The organism is Ochrobactrum sp. BTU2 (assembly GCF_024539785.1).
Classification (GTDB): domain Bacteria; phylum Pseudomonadota; class Alphaproteobacteria; order Rhizobiales; family Rhizobiaceae; genus Brucella; species Brucella anthropi.
Map to the genome: position 1 here is coordinate 160,658 of NZ_JAHWRG010000001.1, position 16,197 is coordinate 176,854.

The window sequence follows — 16,197 nt, forward strand, 5'->3', positions numbered from 1 at the left end:
ATGGACGTTAAACCCTTTCAAGCGCGATGGCGATACCTTGCCCCACACCGATGCACATAGTGGCGAGCGCAAAGCGACCGCCGCCAAGTTTCAATTCCAGTGCTGCCGTGCCGGTGATACGGGCTCCGGACATGCCGAGCGGATGTCCGAGAGCGATGGCACCGCCATTCGGATTGACGCGGATGTCGTCGTCGGCAATTCCAAGAAGACGTAACGTGGCCAATCCCTGGCTGGCGAAGGCTTCATTCAGTTCGATTATATCGAACTGCTCCTGCTTCATTCCCAGCCGTGCCATCAATTTCTGGCTGGCTGGCGCTGGGCCGATACCCATGATGCGTGGAGGAACTCCTGCCGTAGCACCACCCAGAACTCGAGCAACAGGCGTGAGGCCGAACTTGCGGGCAGCGGCTTCCGAAGCAATGATGAGCGCTGCCGCTCCATCGTTGACGCCCGACGCATTCCCAGCTGTAACCGTGGCACCTTCCAGCCGGTTGATTGGTTTCAGTTTGGCCAGTGCGTCCAGCGTGGTTTCGCGCGGATGTTCGTCAGCACCGACGACCACGGGATCACCCTTGCGCTGAGGAATGGAAACGGGCGTTATTTCTTGCGCCAGTCGGCCGTTGCTTTGTGCTGCAGCAGCCTTCTTCTGGCTTCGCGAGGCGAATTCATCCTGATCGGCGCGTGTGACCGCGTAATCGACAGCCACGTGATCCCCGGTCTCCGGCATGGAGTCGATGCCGTATTGAGCTTTCATCACCGGATTGACGAAACGCCAGCCAATTGTCGTATCGTGAATTTCTGCGCGGCGGGAGAACGGGCTGTCTGCCTTAGGTAAAACAAAGGGCGCGCGGCTCATGCTTTCCACACCACCCGCAATCATAAGTTCTGCTTCGCCTGCACGAATGGCGCGCGCGGCGGCAAGCACGGCGTCCATCCCGGAACCGCAAAGCCTGTTGATCGTCGTACCGGTGGCGGTAACGGGATAACCAGCAAGCAGTGCCGCCATGCGCGCAACATTGCGGTTATCTTCCCCTGCCTGATTGGCGCAGCCGAAAATCACGTCCTCAATCGCCTCGCAATCCAGTGCCGGATTGCGCTCGACCAGTGCTTTGAGCGGAATAGCGGCAAGATCGTCCGTGCGGATGCTGGACAACGCCCCGCCAAAACGTCCGATGGGGGTGCGGATGTAGTCGCAGATGAAAGCTTCTGTCATCGGGTTTCTCCAGTCTGGCGTGTCGCGAACATGGGGCCGCCCTTGATCGAGGGAAAGCCGTAGCCATTGACCAGAACGAGATCAATGTCGTCGGAATGGCGCACAATGCCTTCTTCAAGCAGGGCTTGCCCTTCATGCGCCATGGCGGCGAGCAGGCGCTGCATGATCGCTTCATCGCTGAAACTGCGAGGAACAATGGCGTTGCGCGCGCGGTAATCGTCGATCAGCGCGTGGACGTCGGGGTCGTTTGTGCGGACACCGTCCGCATAGCGATACCAGCCGAGACCGGCTTTGCGGCCAAAACGCCCGGCTTCGCATAATTTATCGGCAACGTCGAAATAGGGAAGGTTCGGATCGCGGCTTGCCGCCGCTCTCTTGCGCCGCGCCCAGGCAATTTCCAGGCCGGCCATGTCGTAAACCGCGAAGAGTCCCATCGGAAAGCCATAGGCTTCCATGGCACGATCAATATCTTCGGGATAGGCGCCTTCAGCCAGCATTTTCTCTGCTTCCGTGCGATAGGCCGAAAACATCCGGTTGCCGATGAATCCTTCACAGACACCGGTGACGATGGACAGCTTCTTGATTTTGCGGGCAAAGGCGATACCCGTTGCAAGCGTCTCGTCGGAGGTTTCCGCGCACCGCACCACTTCCAGGAGCCGCATGATATTGGCTGGCGAGAAGAAATGCAGGCCCAGCACCCGGTCGGTGCGGTTCGTAACGGCGGCCAGTTCATCCGGATTGAGATAGCTGGTATTGGTTGCCAGTATGGTTGCCGGAGGCAGTAAAGCGTCGAGCTCGCGGAACAGCGATGCCTTGACGGTGAAATCATCGAAGACGGCTTCGATGACGAGATCGGCATCGGCAAGCGCAGCCATATCGGCACTGACGGAGAGCTTTGAGCGTTGCGCGTCTGCGGCTTCGGTGGAAAGCCTGCCGGTATCGACGGCTTTCTGGATCATATCAGTAATCCGCGCATGGCCTTTGGCAGCTGCTTCCGCGGTCGTTTCATAGCCGATAACCGTGTAGCCAGCGGCAAGGCTGGCGACGGCAATGCCTGATCCCATCAGGCCGGTCCCGGCAATGCCGATGGTCGAAAGCGCCAGAGGTTTTGCCTCCATGCCTTCGACTTTTCCAGCGGCGCGTTCGGCAAAGAAAAGATGCCGCAAGGCGGCTGCCTCTTCGCTGTCGCGCAGACGGATGAAGGTTGTGCGTTCTTCAGCCAGACCTTCGGCAATCGCGGTCGTTGTCGAGAGTTGAACGAGCCTTGCCGCTTCAATGGGCGCGGTCGCGCCGCGCGCTTTCTTCAGTATCTTGGCTTTGGCCTGTTCAAAGGTGGCGGCATCGGGTGCGGTAACGGGTAGATCGCCGGTCCGGCGCAAGGACGTGCCGACTAGCGCTTTGGCAAGCTCAACGGCGTCGGCCACAAGATCGCCGCTCGATATCCGGTCGATCAGGCCCAGTTGCTGCGCTTCGTCCGGGGCAATCTGGCGTCCCGTGGCGATCATGTCCAGTGCTGCGAGCGGCCCGATCAATCGGGGCAGGCGCTGCGTGCCGCCAGCGCCGGGCACGATCCCAAGCTTGACTTCCGGCAAGGCAAAGGAGGCGCTGGTCGATGCGATGCGGGCGTGAGCCGCAAGTGCTACTTCAAGCCCGCCGCCCAAAGCGGGGCCGTTGATTGCGGCCACCACGGGTTTGTCGGCGCTTTCGATGATCGTGATGACATCCGGCAATGTCGGTTCAACCGGCGGTTTGCCGAATTCGCGAATGTCCGCCCCACCGATGAAGATCTTGCCTGCGCCGCTCAGCACGGTCGCCCGGATCGCAGCTGTTGCGGAAGCATGGTGAATGGCTGCGGCAAGCCCTTTGCGCACCTCGGCAGAGGTGGCATTGACCGGCGGGTTGTCGATCGTGACGACAAGAATGCCATCGACAACCATGCCTGTCACAACGGGGGAGAATTCGCGTCTATCGGCCATGGTGGTCTCAGTCCGGTATTACGGCAAAAGCCTGTATTTCGATCTTGGCCCGATCTTCGACCAGCGCGACCACCTGCACCGCCGCCATGGCGGGGAAGTGCTTGCCGATCACATCGCGATAGGCGCGACCGATGCCTTTCAGATTGGCGTTATATTCCGCCTTGTCGGTGAAGTACCACGTCATGGAGGCGATATGCTCCGGCCTGCCGCCAGCTTCCGCCAGAATGGCGACAATGTTCTTCAATGTCTGCTCGGTCTGCTCGACAAAATCGTCGGTCTCGAACTGTTGCTGTTCGTTCCAGCCGATCTGGCCGCCGATATAGACGGTGCGCCCACGCGCTTCAACGCCATTGGCATATCCGATGGGGCGGGCCCAGCCTTGCGGCTGAAGTGTCTTATGCATGTTGTGTCTCCAGAAAATACGTGCGGGAAAGGCTTAGTTGGCCTTCAGCAGTTCGCGCGCGATAATGAGTTTCTGCACTTCCGTTGCGCCCTCATAGATGCGAAGTGCGCGTATCTCGCGATAAAGCCGCTCGGCGATTTCGCCGCTTTTCACGCCGCGACCGCCAAACATCTGCACGGCCTTGTCGATGGTTTGCTGGGCGTTTTCCGTCGCAACCATCTTGGCCATCGCGGCTTCCTTGGTGGTGTTCAGCTTCTGAACGTCGCGCCGCCATGCGGCGCGATAGGTCAGAAGTGCTGCGGCGTCGATATCGGTCGCCATGTCGCCGAGCGTGGCTTGTGTCAGCTGCAAGTCGGCCAAAGCGCCGCTGAACATCGGGCGCGACTGCGCATGGGACAGCGCCTCGCTGGCTGCACGGCGCGCAAAGCCAAGTGCCGCCGCCGCAACCGATGCGCGGAAAATATCGAGCGTGCGCATGGCGATCTTGAAACCTTCGCCCGGCGCACCGAGGCGACGCGAGGCCTGGATGCGGCAATTGTCGAAGCGGATCGTGGCGAGCGGATGCGGCGCGATCACATCAATGCGTTCTGCGATGGAAAAGCCGGGATCGGTAGCGAAAACCACAAAGGCGGAAATGCCCCGTGTTCCCGGTGCCTCGCCCGTGCGGGCAAAGACGGTGTAGACATCGGCGATGCCGCCATTGGAAATCCAGGTCTTTTCACCGTCGAGCACATAATCATCGCCGTCGGCTCTGGCGGCGCAGCTCATCGCCGCCACGTCGGACCCCGCCAGTTTTTCCGACAGGGCAAAGGCCGAAATCCATTCGCCGCTTGCCACTTTCGGCAGCACGGTCTGCTTGAGTTCGTCCGATGCCGTGAGGCTGATCGCACCGGTGCCAAGGCCCTGCATGGCAAAAGCGAAATCAGCGAGACCGTCATGATAGGCCAGTGTCTCGCGGGCAATGCAAAGCTTGCGGGAATCTATACCTTCGCCGCCCGTCAGGCTGACTGCTGCTTCCAGCAGCCCGGCTTGGCCGAGTGCCTTCACCAGCGCGCGGCAGGCATTGTCCGTGTCGCTGTGGTCGACACCGGCCAGCGCCGGGCTTGCCGCGAAGGCATCCAGTTTTGCGGCCCAGTCGGCATGGGCGCTTCCAAAAAACGGCCAGTCGAGATGCTCCCGCGTCAGCGGTTTTGCTGCGGAACTATCCATCGTCAGTTCCCCTCGAAAACGGGCTTCTGCTTGGCTGCGAAAGCCTCGAAGGCACGGCGGAAATCCTGCGTTGCCATGCAGATCGCCTGTGCTTGCGCTTCCGATTCCACCAGCTCTTCAATGCCCATCGCCCATTCCTGATTGAGCATGGTTTTGGTCATGCCATGCGCGAACCATGGACCGTCGGCAATACTACGCGCCAGCGCTTCGGCCTTACCCGAAAGATCGCCTTGCGGATGTAGCGCGTTGAAGAAGCCCCAGCGCTCGCCTTCGTCAGCACTCATGAAACGTCCGGTATAAAGAAGTTCCGACGCGCGGCCCTGACCGATCAGTCGCGGGAGAATGCCGCATGCGCCCATATCGGCGCCAGCAAGGCCGACGCGGGTGAAGAGGAAGGCCGTCTTGGCTTCCGGCGTGGCGATGCGCAAATCCGATGCCATGGCGAGAATAGCGCCAGCACCGGCGCAAATGCCGTCAACGGCGGCAATGATCTGCTGCGGACATTTGCGCATGGCCTTGACGACATCGCCGGTCATGCGCGTGAAAGCCAGAAGATCTGGCATCGTCATATGGGTCAGCGGTTCGATGATCTCGAAAACATCGCCGCCCGACGAGAAGTTTCCTCCAGCGCCGGTCAGGACGATGGTGCGCACGTCGGAGGCATAGACGAGATTGCGAAACAGGTCGCGCAGCTCGGCATAGCTTTCAAACGTCAGCGGATTTTTCCGGTCCGGGCGGTTCAGGGTCAGCGTGGCAACGCGACCGTCTTCGCTCGTCTGCCATAGAAAATGCGTCGCCTGATAATCCTTGAAAGGCTTCAGATTGCTCGCCATCGAAATTGTGCCGTCGTTCATCCTGCCATTACCTCCCCACCGGCGATTGCAATCGCCTGTCCAGTTATCGATTGCGCGCTGGGCGATGTGAGCCACAGCACGGTTTCAGCCACTTCTTCCGGCTGTATCAGGCGTCCCTGCGGGTTCGCCTTGACAAATTCCGCCAGCACATCTTCCTCCGACCGCCCGGTCTTGGCGACAATGGCCGCAATCGAGCGGGAAATGATCGGCGTATCGGTGAAGCCGGGGCAAACGGCGTTGACGGTCACGCCCTTGCGGGCGAGTTCCAACGCCAGCGCGCGGGTCAACCCGACGACCCCGTGCTTTGCGGCGCAATAGGCCGAGACATAGGAATAACCGCTCAGGCCCGCCGTGGAGGCGATATTGATGATGCGCCCGCCTTTGCCGCCCGCCTTGATGTCGTCAAGGGTGGCCTGCGTTACATTGAACACGCCGGTCAGATCGACATCGAGAACGCGGCTCCACATATCGAGACTGGTTTTCTCGAAAGGTGCGCTCGGCGCTTCCCCTGCATTATTAATAAGAATGCTGACCGGTCCGAAAGCGGCGCGCGCGCTGTCCAGCCCGGTTGCAATGGCTTCGCGGTTGGTCACATCGAAACCATCGGCAATGAAGCATCGCTGCCAGTCCAGAAGGGCGGCGGTTGCTTCCAGCGGTTCGCGGCGGCGACCCGCCAGGGTCACATTCGCCCCGGCGCGCGCAAGGCCAACGGCGATCGCGGCGCCGATGCCGCTACCGGCGCCGGTGACCAGCGCATGCTTGCCGGAAAGGGCAAGGCCAACAGCGGCATCGTTCATCGCAATCTCCCGTTACTTCGCGCCTTGCGGCGCTGTGGCGGCGCGGGCGAGATTGGCTTCATACTGATATTTGGCGGAGCGATATTGCTTCGGCCATGCGATGGAGTTGATGCCGATTTTTGCCGCCTCATGCAGCGCCCATGACGGATCGGCAAGATGTGGGCGTGCCACGGCGCACAGATCGGCGCGCCCGGCAGCAATGATCGAGTTGGCATGATCGGCTTCCGAAATCGCACCGACGGCAATGGTCGGAATGTGGATTTCGTTGCGGATCTTGTCGGAGAACGGGGTCTGGAACAGACGGCCATAAACCGGCTTTTCTTCCTTCCAGACCTGACCCGACGAACAGTCGATCAGATCGGCACCTGCGGCCTTGAACATGTCCGCGAAGATGGCTGCATCTTCCGGCGTGTTGCCGCCTTCGAACCAGTCGTGGCAGGAAAGACGAACCGAGATCGGCTTGTCCTGCGGCCAGACTTCGCGGATTGCGTGGAAGACTTCCAGCGGATAGCGCGCACGGTTTTCGTAAGCGCCGCCATATTCATCCTCGCGCCGGTTGGTGAGCGGCGAGAGGAAGCTCGACAGAAGATAGCCATGCGCACAGTGCAGTTCGAGCCAATCGACGCCAGCTTCTGCGGCGCGCTTGGTGGCGGCGACAAAGTCCGCTTTCACCCGATCCATGTCGGCGCGGTCCATCGCCTTTGGCGTCTGGCTGTGCTTGAGATAGGGAAGGGCGGAAGCGGACAGAAGCGGCCATGAACCCTCTTCCAGCGGCTGGTCGATCCCTTCCCATGCAAGCTTGGTAGCACCTTTGCGCCCGGCATGGCCGATCTGCATGGCAACTTTGGCATTGCTGTTGTTGTGCACGAAATCCACAACGCGCTTCCAGCCTTCGGCCTGTGCATCGTTCCAGATGCCGAGACAGCCGGGCGTAATCCGCGCATCAGGAGACACGCAGGTCATTTCGGCAAAGACCAGTCCCGCGCCGCCCATGGCGCGGCTGCCCAGATGCACCATATGGAAATCGTCGATCAGGCCATCGGTCGCGGAATACATCGCCATCGGCGACACGACGATGCGGTTTGGCAGCGTCACGCCACGCAGCGTATAGGGCGTGAACATCGGCGGCAGGCAACGCTCGTCTTCCGTCACGTTCAACCCCTGTTTGCGGGCAAACCAGCGCTCATAGCCTTCCAGCCAGTTCTTGTCGCGCAGGCGCAGATTTTCGTGGCTGATGCGCTGCGAGCGCGTCAGCATGGAATACATGAACTGTTCCGGCTCCAGCGTGTCGGCATAACGCTGGCCTACGACCTCGAACCATTCCATGGCATTGCGCGCAGCGTTTTGAATGCGTGCGACATCGACGCGGCGGATTTCCTCATAGGCATGCAGGACTTCAGGAATGCCTTCCTTGCCGTGACCGAGTTTCTGGAACTGGTTGGCCAGTTCAATCGCGTCGTCGATGGCAAGTTTGGTGCCCGATCCGATGGCGAAATGCGCGGTATGGGCTGCGTCACCCATCAGCACCACATGGGAATTGCCGTTGAAGTGGCTCCATTTTCCGCAAATCAGACGGTTGAAGTTCAGCCAGGCCGAGCCGCGCATATGGCGCGCATTGGTCATCAGCGGCACGCCTTCCAGCGTTTCCGCAAACAGCTTTTCGCAGAAATCGATGGATGCTGTCTGGTCCATCTGGTCCAGGCCATGCGCCAGATAGGCTTCCTCGGTGGTTTCGATGATGAAGGTCGAGGTTTTGTCGTCGAACTTGTAGATATGCGCCTGGAACCAGCCATGATCGGTCTTACGGAAGTCGAAGGTAAAGGCGTCGAACAGCTTTTCCGTGCCGAGCCAGATATAGCGATTGGGCCGCACGATCAGGTCGGGCTCGAACACATCCTCATAGCGATTGCGAATGCGGGAGTTCAGGCCGTCCGAAGCGATGATGAGATCGGCGTCCGGGAAATCGAGATCGCTTTCCACGTCGGTTTCAAACTGAAGCTTCACGCCCAGCGCTTCGCAGCGCAGCTGAAGAATGTTGAGCAGGCGCTTGCGCCCGATGCCGACAAAGCCGTGACCGCTGGTGCGCTGGCGCGTGCCCTTGAACAGCACCTCGATATCATCCCAGTGATTGAAGGCGTCCTGAATTTCGGCCGCACTTTCCGGGTCCCAGACCTTCATGGATTCCATGGTCGCGTCGGAAAACACCACACCCCAGCCGAACGTGTCGTAAGGGCGGTTCCGCTCCACGACCGTAATGTCATGTTCCGGATGAAGTTTTTTCATCAGAAGGCCGAAATAAAGGCCGGCCGGACCTCCTCCAATACACACGATACGCATGTTGAGTTCCCTTTCCGATATGCTGCCAAACGGCGCCGGTTAATTATTTTAAGTTTAAAATATAATTGGCGACTTCGACGCGTCAAGTGAAAAAATCGCCATCTTTTTCATATCGCCTGCGACACAGGGGAAATGGCTGTGAACTAAAATATGCAAATGCAATAATTATAATCACACCAAAAACCGCTATTGACACAGTTTAGAATTGGAAAATATGCTGATGCAAATGAATTGATATTCCGGCAAACGGAAAAGGGGAACTATCATGGCGGAGCGGTCATTCGCCCGCGAGGTCGAGGATCTGAAACTCGGCTCAGGCGAAATTTTCAGTGGTGAAGGCATTCTCGCCATCACCAAGGCGCTGTTGCAGTCGGGCGTGTCCTATGTCGGCGGCTATCAGGGTTCGCCGATTTCGCATCTGATGGATGTTCTCGCGGATGCGAAGGACGTGATGGAAGACCTGGGCGTCCATTTCGAATCGTCCGCGTCGGAAGCCGCAGCCGCAGCCATGCTTTCCGCCTCCGTGATGTATCCGGTGCGCGGCGCGGTAACGTGGAAATCGACGGCTGGCACCAATGTCGCCTCCGATGCCCTGTCCAACCTTGCCTCTGGCGGTGTGACTGGCGGCGCGCTTGTCATCATCGGCGAAGATTATGGCGAAGGCTCCTCCATCATGCAGGAGCGCAGCCATGCCTATGCGATGAAATCGCAAATGTGGCTTTTGACGCCACGGCCCAACCTGCCTTCGATTGTGGAAGCCGTTGAAAAAGGCTTTGAACTGTCGGAAGCCTCCAACACGCCGGTCATGTTGCAGGTCGGCATTCGCAGCTGCCACGTGCATGGTCAGTTTGTGGCGAAGGATAACAAGCGGCCTGCCCACACGCTGGCCGAAGCACTGGAAAATCCAAGGCGCGACGTCAACCGCATCGTCCTGCCGCCTGCATCTTTCCTGCATGAGAAGGAAAAGCTCGAAAAGCGCTGGCCCGCAGCCGTCGAGTTCGTCAAAGCCAATCGTCTCAACGAATATTTCGGCCCGAAAGAGGGCGATGTCGGCATCATCCTGCAAGGCGGGCTTTACAACAGCGCCATGCGCGCCTTGCAGCAAATGGGGCTGGCCGATGTTTACGGCGAAAGCCGGGTTCCGCTCTATGTGATGAATGTCGCCTATCCGATGATAGACGACGAGGTCATCGACTTCGTTGCCGGCAAAAAAGCCGTGGTGATGCTGGAGGAAGGTGCGCCCGAATATATCGAGCAGGCGCTGCATACGCTGCTGCGCCGCCGCGATATCCAGACAAAACTGTCCGGCAAGGACGTGCTGCCGCTCGGCGGCGAATACACAACGCCTGTGCTTTTGAAGGGCTTGACGGCGTTCTTCGATGCGCATGCGCCGCAATTGCTCGGCAACCGTCCGCCGCTGCCCGATCCGTCGCCGGTTCTGGCCGATGAGCGCGTCAAGGCGCTGGCCGAAGTGGTGCCGCCGCGCCCCGCAGGTTTCTGCACCGGTTGCCCGGAACGCCCGATCTTCGCCGCCATGAAGCTGGTGGAAAAGGAGCTCGGCGAGCATCACGTGTCAGCGGATATCGGCTGCCACCTCTTTTCCATTCTGCCGCCGTTCAATCTCGGCGGCACGACCATGGGTTACGGCCTTGGTCCGGCCTCGGCCTCCGCTTTCAACGTGCCTGCGGGCAAACGCTCCATTTCCGTGATGGGTGACGGCGGTTTCTGGCACAACGGTCTTGCCACTTCGGTCGGCAATGCCGTCTTCAACAAGCAGGACGGCGTCATCCTCGTGGTCGACAATTACTATTCGTCGGCGACGGGCGGTCAGGACGTGATGTCCTCCAGAGCGATCAATCCGCGCCGCAAGACCAACAATTCCATCGTCGATGCGGTCAAGGGAATTGGTGCGGGCTGGGTCCGCCAGATCGACCACACCTATGACGTTGCAAAGATGCGCGACACGCTGAAGGAAGCGCTGACGACGGAAGAGAAAGGCCCAAAGATCATCGTGGCGTCGTCGGAATGCATGCTCAACAAGCAGCGCCGCGTGAAGCCGCAATTCGCCAAGGCCGTCAAGGACGGCAAGCGGATGGTCAAGCAGCGTTTCGGTGTCGATGAGGATGTGTGTACCGGTGATCACGCCTGCATCCGTCTGTCGGGTTGTCCGTCGCTTTCGGTGAAGCACACCGACGATCCGCTGAAGGACGATCCGGTTGCGGCCATCGACAATTCCTGCGTCGGTTGCGGCAATTGCGGTGAGGTTTCGGAAGCTGCAGTTCTGTGCCCGTCCTTCTATCGCGCCGATGTCATCCACAACCCGACGGGTTGGGACAAGTTCGTGCATCGCCTGCGCTCCGGCGTCATCGGCTGGCTGCAAAAGCGCCGCCGCGCGTCTCGCATTGTCTTTGCGGATTGAGGAACAGGCCATGTCTACATTGAATGCATCGCCGTCCGCCCTTCTTTCGCAGGACAAACCGCTATCGATTGCCATCCTCGCCATGGGCGGGCAGGGCGGTGGCGTTCTGGCCGACTGGGTTGTGGCACTGGCGGAAAACAATGGCTGGGTTGCGCAGACCACCTCCGTGCCCGGCGTGGCGCAGAGAACCGGCGCGACGATCTATTATCTCGAACTGTTGCGGGCCCGCGAAGGGGCGCATCCGATCCTGTCGCTGATGCCCACGCCCGGCGACGTCGATATCGTCATCGCGGCTGAATTGATGGAAGCGGGGCGCTCGGTGCTGCGCGGCCTCGTGACGCCCGACAAGACATTGCTCATCACTTCCACCCATCGCTCCTTCGCGGTGGGCGAAAAGGAAAAGCCGGGTGACGGCATCGGCAATCCGGTGGTCGTCGAGGACGCGACAGCTTTTGCTGCGCGCAAGACCATCGCTTTCGACATGGAAGCGCTGGCGACAAAAAGCGGCAGCGTGGTGTCTTCGGCTTTGTTCGGCGCGCTTGCGGCTTCCGGCGCTTTGCCTTTCGACAAGGCCGCCTTTGAAACGACTATCAAGTCTGGCGGCAAGGGCATCGAGGCAAGTCTGAGAGCTTTTGAGGCTGCCTATCAGCGCACGCTTGGCGGCGCGAATGACAAGCTTGCGGCAACGCCCGCAAAGCGGCTCGACCCTCTGCCCGAACGGTCCGATCATCCGGCACTTGACGGGCTTATCAAGCGCATTCGCAGCGAATTCCCGGGTGAATGTCATCCGATGCTTTTTGCGGGCATCAAGAAACTGACCGAGTTTCAGGACCCGGCCTATGCGGATGAATATCTGACCCGTTGCGCTGCCTTGCTCAAGGCCGATCGCGATAATGGCGGCACGGCTCACGGCTTTGCCTTCACCGAGCAGGCGGCAAAATATGTGGCTATCGCCATGGCCTATGACGATGTGGTCCGGGTGGCCGAAATCAAGGTGCGCGGCTCGCGGTTTGAGCGGGTGCGCAAGGAAATCGGCCTCAAGAAAGACCAGATTGCCTATACGACCGAATATATGCATCCGCGCATGGAAGAAGTGTGCGGCACTTTGCCGAAAGGCATCGGCGCCTGGATCGAAAATCGACCAAAACTCTTTGCCTGGCTCGACAAGCGCATCAGCAAGGGTCGCCGGGTGAATACGGGAACATTGTTCTGGTTCACCGGGCTTTATGTCGTGTCTGGCCTGCGACGTTTTCGACGCGGCAGCCTGCGCCATCAGCGCGAGGTTGAACATCGCGAAGCCTGGCTGGCGCAGGCGCTGGCCACCTTACCAAAGAATTACGATCTCGCAGTTGAAGTTCTAGCCTGCCGCCGTCTGGTCAAGGGCTACTCCGACACGCATTCGCGTGGCCTGTCGAAATTCGACCGCGTTCTGTCCGCCTTGCCTGTTCTGACCGAGCGGGACGACGGCGCGGCCTGGTTGCGGCGCCTGCGGCAGGCAGCCTTGCTGGACGAACAGGGTATCGCGCTTGATGGCGCGCTGAAAACAATCGCGACGCTCTGAGAGAAGCGCGCCGCTATTTCAAAGAAAAAAGGGGAAGGACTATGTCTCAAGCGCAGAGCATAGATGCGCCGGCTGTTGCCGGAAAGGAAATATCGGCAGGCAAAAGCCTGCTCGTCGTCGGCCTGTGCTGGCTTGCGATTTTTGCTGAAGGCTATGATGTCGGCGTCATCGGAGCCATTCTGCCCGCCTTGTCGGTCGATCCGGTCTGGCAACTGACGCCGATAGAGCTTGGCGCTATCGGCAGCTATACGGTGATCGGCATGCTGATCGGCGGCATTCTTGCGGGCACGCTGAGCGAGTTTCATGGGCGCAAACCGCTATTCGTCGCCTGTATCACCCTGTTTTCGCTGTGCATGATCGTCAGCGCCATGGCGCCGACACCCTTCATCTTCGGATTGAGCCGGTTCATTTCCGGCATCGGGCTTGGCGGGATTATTCCGGTCGCCGCCGCGCTGACGGTGGAATATTCCCCGATCAAGAAGAAGAGCTTCAACTACGGTCTCATGTATTCGGGTTATTCAATGGGATTGCTTGCCGCCGCCTTGTGCGGTCGTGGCTTTCTGGAAGTCCATGGCTGGCGCACCATCGTTCTGATCGGCGCAATCCCGCTGCTGTTTGTTCCGATCTTCCTCGCATTCCTGCCGGAAAGCGTGGAATCGCTGGTCCAGCGCGGTAAGCATGATGCAGCGCGCAAGACGGCAGCGCGCATGGGCGTCGGCGTTCCGGCGGCAATTGTCCGCAAGCATGGCAAGGTCGGCTGGCGCACTGTTTTCAGTGAAATCTTCTCCCCGAAAAAGGCGTTCGAAACAGCCTGCTTCTGGATCGCGCTCTTCATGGGGCTGCTCTTGGTCTATGGTCTCGCGCAATGGCTGCCGCAGATCATGCGCAAGAATGGCTATGATCTTGGCAACAGCCTGCTGTTTCTCGCCGTCTTCAGCCTCAGCTCGGCGATTGGCGGTATTGTATTGGGCACATGGGCGGATCGCTTTGGCGTGCGCCGCACGGTTGCCTGCTCCTATGCGCTGGGCGCGCTTGGCATTGTGGCGCTCGCCTTCAAGGGCTCGCTGCTGATGAACTATGTGTTTGTCGCGATTGCCGGTTTTGGCACCGTGTCCGCGTCGCTGGTTCTGACAGGCTTTCTGGCCCAGCGGCTCGATTCCTCGATCCGTTCTGCCGGAACCGGCTGGGCGCTGAGCTTCTCACGCATTGGAGCGTTGTCAGGTCCGCTGCTGGGCGGATTGATCGCAAGCCTTAATGTCGGTCCGCAATGGAACTTCTATATCTTCGCCATTGTCGCTGCACTGGCCGCTGTGGCAACCGCGCTGATCCCGTCACGCTCGACGGACTAAGCCACAAAAAGCCGATCCGCTCCCAAGAGCGGATCGGCCTATTATCGAACATAATATCAAAGTTCGTTTTTACGGATGTTCCGCAGCATTTTCTGCAAGGTGCCGACAAAGGCGCGATGCTCGTCTTCATCGATGCCTTCAAACAATTGCAACAGCAGATCATACATGACCGGCCATGCTTCGTTAAAAATGTTGCGGCCTTCTTCGGTCATCGAAATATCGCGAATGCGCATGTCTTCTGCACGCGCCTGACGGCGGATGTAACCCTGCTCTTCAAGGGAATCGAGCGTGCGGCTCATCGTTGATTGTTCGGTCACGGTAAAGACCGCAAGCTCATTGATCGTCGCCGAAGGCGTGACACTCAGGACAGCCAGCGTTCGCAATTTGACTGTCGTGATCTGGCGGCCTTTCAGCGCCTCCGCAAGGTTCGCATTGTAGCGTGCCATCAGGCGGTTCATCAGGTAGGGCGCAAAACTGTTCAGGCCGATTTCGCCCAGCGAACGCGCGGGGTTCTCCTCCTGATGTTCGGAAGCCAGAACCGTACCTGAGAAGCGTTCCTCCATGAATTCCCTCACTTTAGATCATGGTTACAATAGTCATGCGCCCGATGCGGTGAGGCATCAGGCGCAACAAGGCGCTCTCATCGGTGTTAATATCGGTTGTGGAAAGATGCCAGAGAAAAAGGCGGATGCGATCTTGCAATCGCATCCGCTGCTGTTTCTGGATCAGGGGCGGGAGGCCTCACCCGAGATGCCGTTGCCGCTGGTGGCAATGGCAACCTTATCGTCGTTGAGGCTGAAACTCTCGCGGGTGACTACAAGAACGATAACCAGAATGATCGCTTCCATGATCGCGAAGGTCAGGAAGGCGCTGACAAAGGACCCGCCCGAAACCTTGATGACCACGCCCATGACCCAGGGCGAAATGAACGTCGCAAGGATGGCGAAGATTTCGGCATAACCAACCGCTGCTGTTGCCAGCTCTTCTGGGTATTTTTCACTGAGAAAGGCGAAGATCGCACCGCCGCCGAAAAGTGCCATGCCGCTCAGGAGCGCCATCAGGATGAGCCAGCCGAAGCCAAGCGGTATGGCCATGCCGACGGTGAACATTGCCGCGACGAGGACGGCAAGCACGGTTCCGAACTTGATCATCCCTGTTTTGTTCAGGCGGTCGGCGGCGTAACCGCCGATGACGAGAAACACGACCTGCGACAGTCCCATCAAGGTGCCGATTAGGGCGGCGTCTTCCACCGGCATCTGATGCACGGCAATATATCCGGGAATGACCCAGGTGGCGGTTCCGGCAATGGCCATCGTGCAGGCCGAAATGCCGAGGCTGCCGACGATAATCCATTTCGAGCGGAAGATGCTGGCCAGAGACGCCGTGGAGGTTTGCTGCTTTTCCGGTTCCCAGCGGAAATCCTTATAGCCGATATGAGCCGGATTGTTGCGGGTGAAGAGCAGCACGGCAGCCGCCGTCGCCAGCGTTCCGATGGCAAGAATGGCAAAGAAGGTGCGCCAGCCGTAGGTGATGGAAAGCGGAATGCCAATCGCAAAGTCCAGCGTGATTGCAAGACTATAGGCCGCGAGGATCAAGCCGATCATGCTGCCGCGCCGCTTCTGCGGGAACCAGCCAATGATGAGTTTCATGTTGCCGAGGAAGATTGCGGCATCGAAGAAACCGATGAACAGGCGCAACGCAATCAGCTGGGCGTAGGTTTGCACATAGACTTGCGCCACCATGCCGATGGCGGTGCAGAACAGACCGATCAGCAGCAACGACCGCGCATTCATGCGACGGCTCAATTGCGACCAGACAATCATGCCGAGACCATAGGTCAGTGCGAAAATCCCCTGTGCCAGACCGGCCTGCGCGGAATCAAGCTGGAGCGTTTCTGAAATGAACGGTATCACTGCCGCAAAGGCGTACCAGTCAGCGGCGAGAAACATTTCGCATAAAAGCGCCAGCGCCAGCATTCCCCATTGCCAGCGCTTTATTCTGGATTGATCGAAGTCCGATAGGCTTTCCCATTGCATGGTCTGGTTCCCCTTATTTTTACCTGCAAAGTTATGATGCTTC

12 protein-coding genes are annotated in these 16,197 nt (G+C 59.2%); 3 read left to right on the plus strand and 9 right to left on the minus strand.

Translation table 11 applies throughout. The features are described from left to right. Nucleotides 1–7: 7 nt before the first annotated feature. The 7 genes from pcaF to KWJ32_RS00805 are packed head-to-tail and all read right to left on the minus strand — an operon-like array spanning nt 8 to nt 8,789. The gene (gene pcaF / locus KWJ32_RS00775; protein WP_012093356.1) at nt 8–1,213 is read right to left on the minus strand and encodes a 3-oxoadipyl-CoA thiolase; all 1,206 of its coding nucleotides are present in this window, start codon (nt 1,211–1,213) and stop codon (nt 8–10) included. Beyond that, complete coding sequence (locus KWJ32_RS00780; protein WP_012093355.1) at nt 1,210–3,189, minus strand: 3-hydroxyacyl-CoA dehydrogenase NAD-binding domain-containing protein; 1,980 nt, start codon at nt 3,187–3,189, stop codon at nt 1,210–1,212. The genes pcaF and KWJ32_RS00780 overlap by 4 nt, the downstream gene beginning before the upstream one ends. Nucleotides 3,190–3,196: 7 nt before the next feature. Then, the gene (locus KWJ32_RS00785; RefSeq protein ID WP_012093354.1) at nt 3,197–3,592 is read right to left on the minus strand and encodes a RidA family protein; all 396 of its coding nucleotides are present in this window, start codon (nt 3,590–3,592) and stop codon (nt 3,197–3,199) included. Between the two features lie 33 nt (nt 3,593–3,625). Further along, on the minus strand, nt 3,626–4,801 hold the full coding sequence (locus tag KWJ32_RS00790; RefSeq protein WP_012093353.1) for an acyl-CoA dehydrogenase family protein: 1,176 nt from the start codon (nt 4,799–4,801) through the stop codon (nt 3,626–3,628). A gap of 2 nt (nt 4,802–4,803) precedes the next feature. After that, the gene (locus tag KWJ32_RS00795; protein WP_012093352.1) at nt 4,804–5,655 is read right to left on the minus strand and encodes an enoyl-CoA hydratase family protein; all 852 of its coding nucleotides are present in this window, start codon (nt 5,653–5,655) and stop codon (nt 4,804–4,806) included. Then, nucleotides 5,652–6,452, minus strand: coding sequence for an SDR family NAD(P)-dependent oxidoreductase (locus KWJ32_RS00800; protein ID WP_012093351.1), 801 nt, complete (start codon nt 6,450–6,452; stop codon nt 5,652–5,654). The genes KWJ32_RS00795 and KWJ32_RS00800 overlap by 4 nt, the downstream gene beginning before the upstream one ends. A gap of 12 nt (nt 6,453–6,464) precedes the next feature. After that, the gene (locus tag KWJ32_RS00805) at nt 6,465–8,789 is read right to left on the minus strand and encodes a bifunctional salicylyl-CoA 5-hydroxylase/oxidoreductase (RefSeq protein ID WP_012093350.1); all 2,325 of its coding nucleotides are present in this window, start codon (nt 8,787–8,789) and stop codon (nt 6,465–6,467) included. Nucleotides 8,790–9,054: 265 nt separating this feature from the next. Here KWJ32_RS00805 and KWJ32_RS00810 point away from each other — a divergent pair, with 265 nt between their 5' ends. Genes KWJ32_RS00810 through KWJ32_RS00820 form a run of 3 tightly spaced genes read left to right on the plus strand, consistent with a single transcriptional unit; the run spans nt 9,055 to nt 14,118 of the window. Continuing rightward, a complete protein-coding gene (locus KWJ32_RS00810) occupies nt 9,055–11,208 on the plus strand; it encodes an indolepyruvate ferredoxin oxidoreductase subunit alpha (RefSeq protein WP_012093348.1) in 2,154 nt (717 codons plus the stop codon). A 10-nt stretch (nt 11,209–11,218) separates the two neighbouring features. Then, the gene (locus KWJ32_RS00815) at nt 11,219–12,769 is read left to right on the plus strand and encodes an indolepyruvate oxidoreductase subunit beta family protein (protein ID WP_012093346.1); all 1,551 of its coding nucleotides are present in this window, start codon (nt 11,219–11,221) and stop codon (nt 12,767–12,769) included. A gap of 41 nt (nt 12,770–12,810) precedes the next feature. Continuing rightward, complete coding sequence (locus tag KWJ32_RS00820; RefSeq protein WP_012093345.1) at nt 12,811–14,118, plus strand: MFS transporter; 1,308 nt, start codon at nt 12,811–12,813, stop codon at nt 14,116–14,118. A 56-nt stretch (nt 14,119–14,174) separates the two neighbouring features. On the opposite strand, the gene KWJ32_RS00825 is transcribed toward KWJ32_RS00820, so the two are convergent. After that, on the minus strand, nt 14,175–14,681 hold the full coding sequence (locus tag KWJ32_RS00825) for a MarR family transcriptional regulator (RefSeq protein ID WP_010659191.1): 507 nt from the start codon (nt 14,679–14,681) through the stop codon (nt 14,175–14,177). 162 nt (nt 14,682–14,843) lie between these two features. Next, entirely contained in the window at nt 14,844–16,154 is a 1,311-nt protein-coding gene (locus tag KWJ32_RS00830; protein ID WP_012093344.1) for an MFS transporter, read from the minus strand. Nucleotides 16,155–16,197 lie beyond the last annotated feature (43 nt).

Bases quoted from the DNA above. Each gene is read 5' to 3' on its own strand.
- pcaF (WP_012093356.1), bottom strand. From the start codon at position 1,213: ATGACAGAAGCTTTCATCTGCGACTACATCCGCACCCCCATCGGACGT.
- KWJ32_RS00780 (WP_012093355.1), bottom strand. From the start codon at position 3,189: ATGGCCGATAGACGCGAATTCTCCCCCGTTGTGACAGGCATGGTTGTC.
- KWJ32_RS00785 (WP_012093354.1), bottom strand. From the start codon at position 3,592: ATGCATAAGACACTTCAGCCGCAAGGCTGGGCCCGCCCCATCGGATAT.
- KWJ32_RS00790 (WP_012093353.1), bottom strand. From the start codon at position 4,801: ATGGATAGTTCCGCAGCAAAACCGCTGACGCGGGAGCATCTCGACTGG.
- KWJ32_RS00795 (WP_012093352.1), bottom strand. From the start codon at position 5,655: ATGAACGACGGCACAATTTCGATGGCGAGCAATCTGAAGCCTTTCAAG.
- KWJ32_RS00800 (WP_012093351.1), bottom strand. From the start codon at position 6,452: ATGAACGATGCCGCTGTTGGCCTTGCCCTTTCCGGCAAGCATGCGCTG.
- KWJ32_RS00805 (WP_012093350.1), bottom strand. From the start codon at position 8,789: ATGCGTATCGTGTGTATTGGAGGAGGTCCGGCCGGCCTTTATTTCGGC.
- KWJ32_RS00810 (WP_012093348.1), top strand. From the start codon at position 9,055: ATGGCGGAGCGGTCATTCGCCCGCGAGGTCGAGGATCTGAAACTCGGC.
- KWJ32_RS00815 (WP_012093346.1), top strand. From the start codon at position 11,219: ATGTCTACATTGAATGCATCGCCGTCCGCCCTTCTTTCGCAGGACAAA.
- KWJ32_RS00820 (WP_012093345.1), top strand. From the start codon at position 12,811: ATGTCTCAAGCGCAGAGCATAGATGCGCCGGCTGTTGCCGGAAAGGAA.
- KWJ32_RS00825 (WP_010659191.1), bottom strand. From the start codon at position 14,681: ATGGAGGAACGCTTCTCAGGTACGGTTCTGGCTTCCGAACATCAGGAG.
- KWJ32_RS00830 (WP_012093344.1), bottom strand. From the start codon at position 16,154: ATGCAATGGGAAAGCCTATCGGACTTCGATCAATCCAGAATAAAGCGC.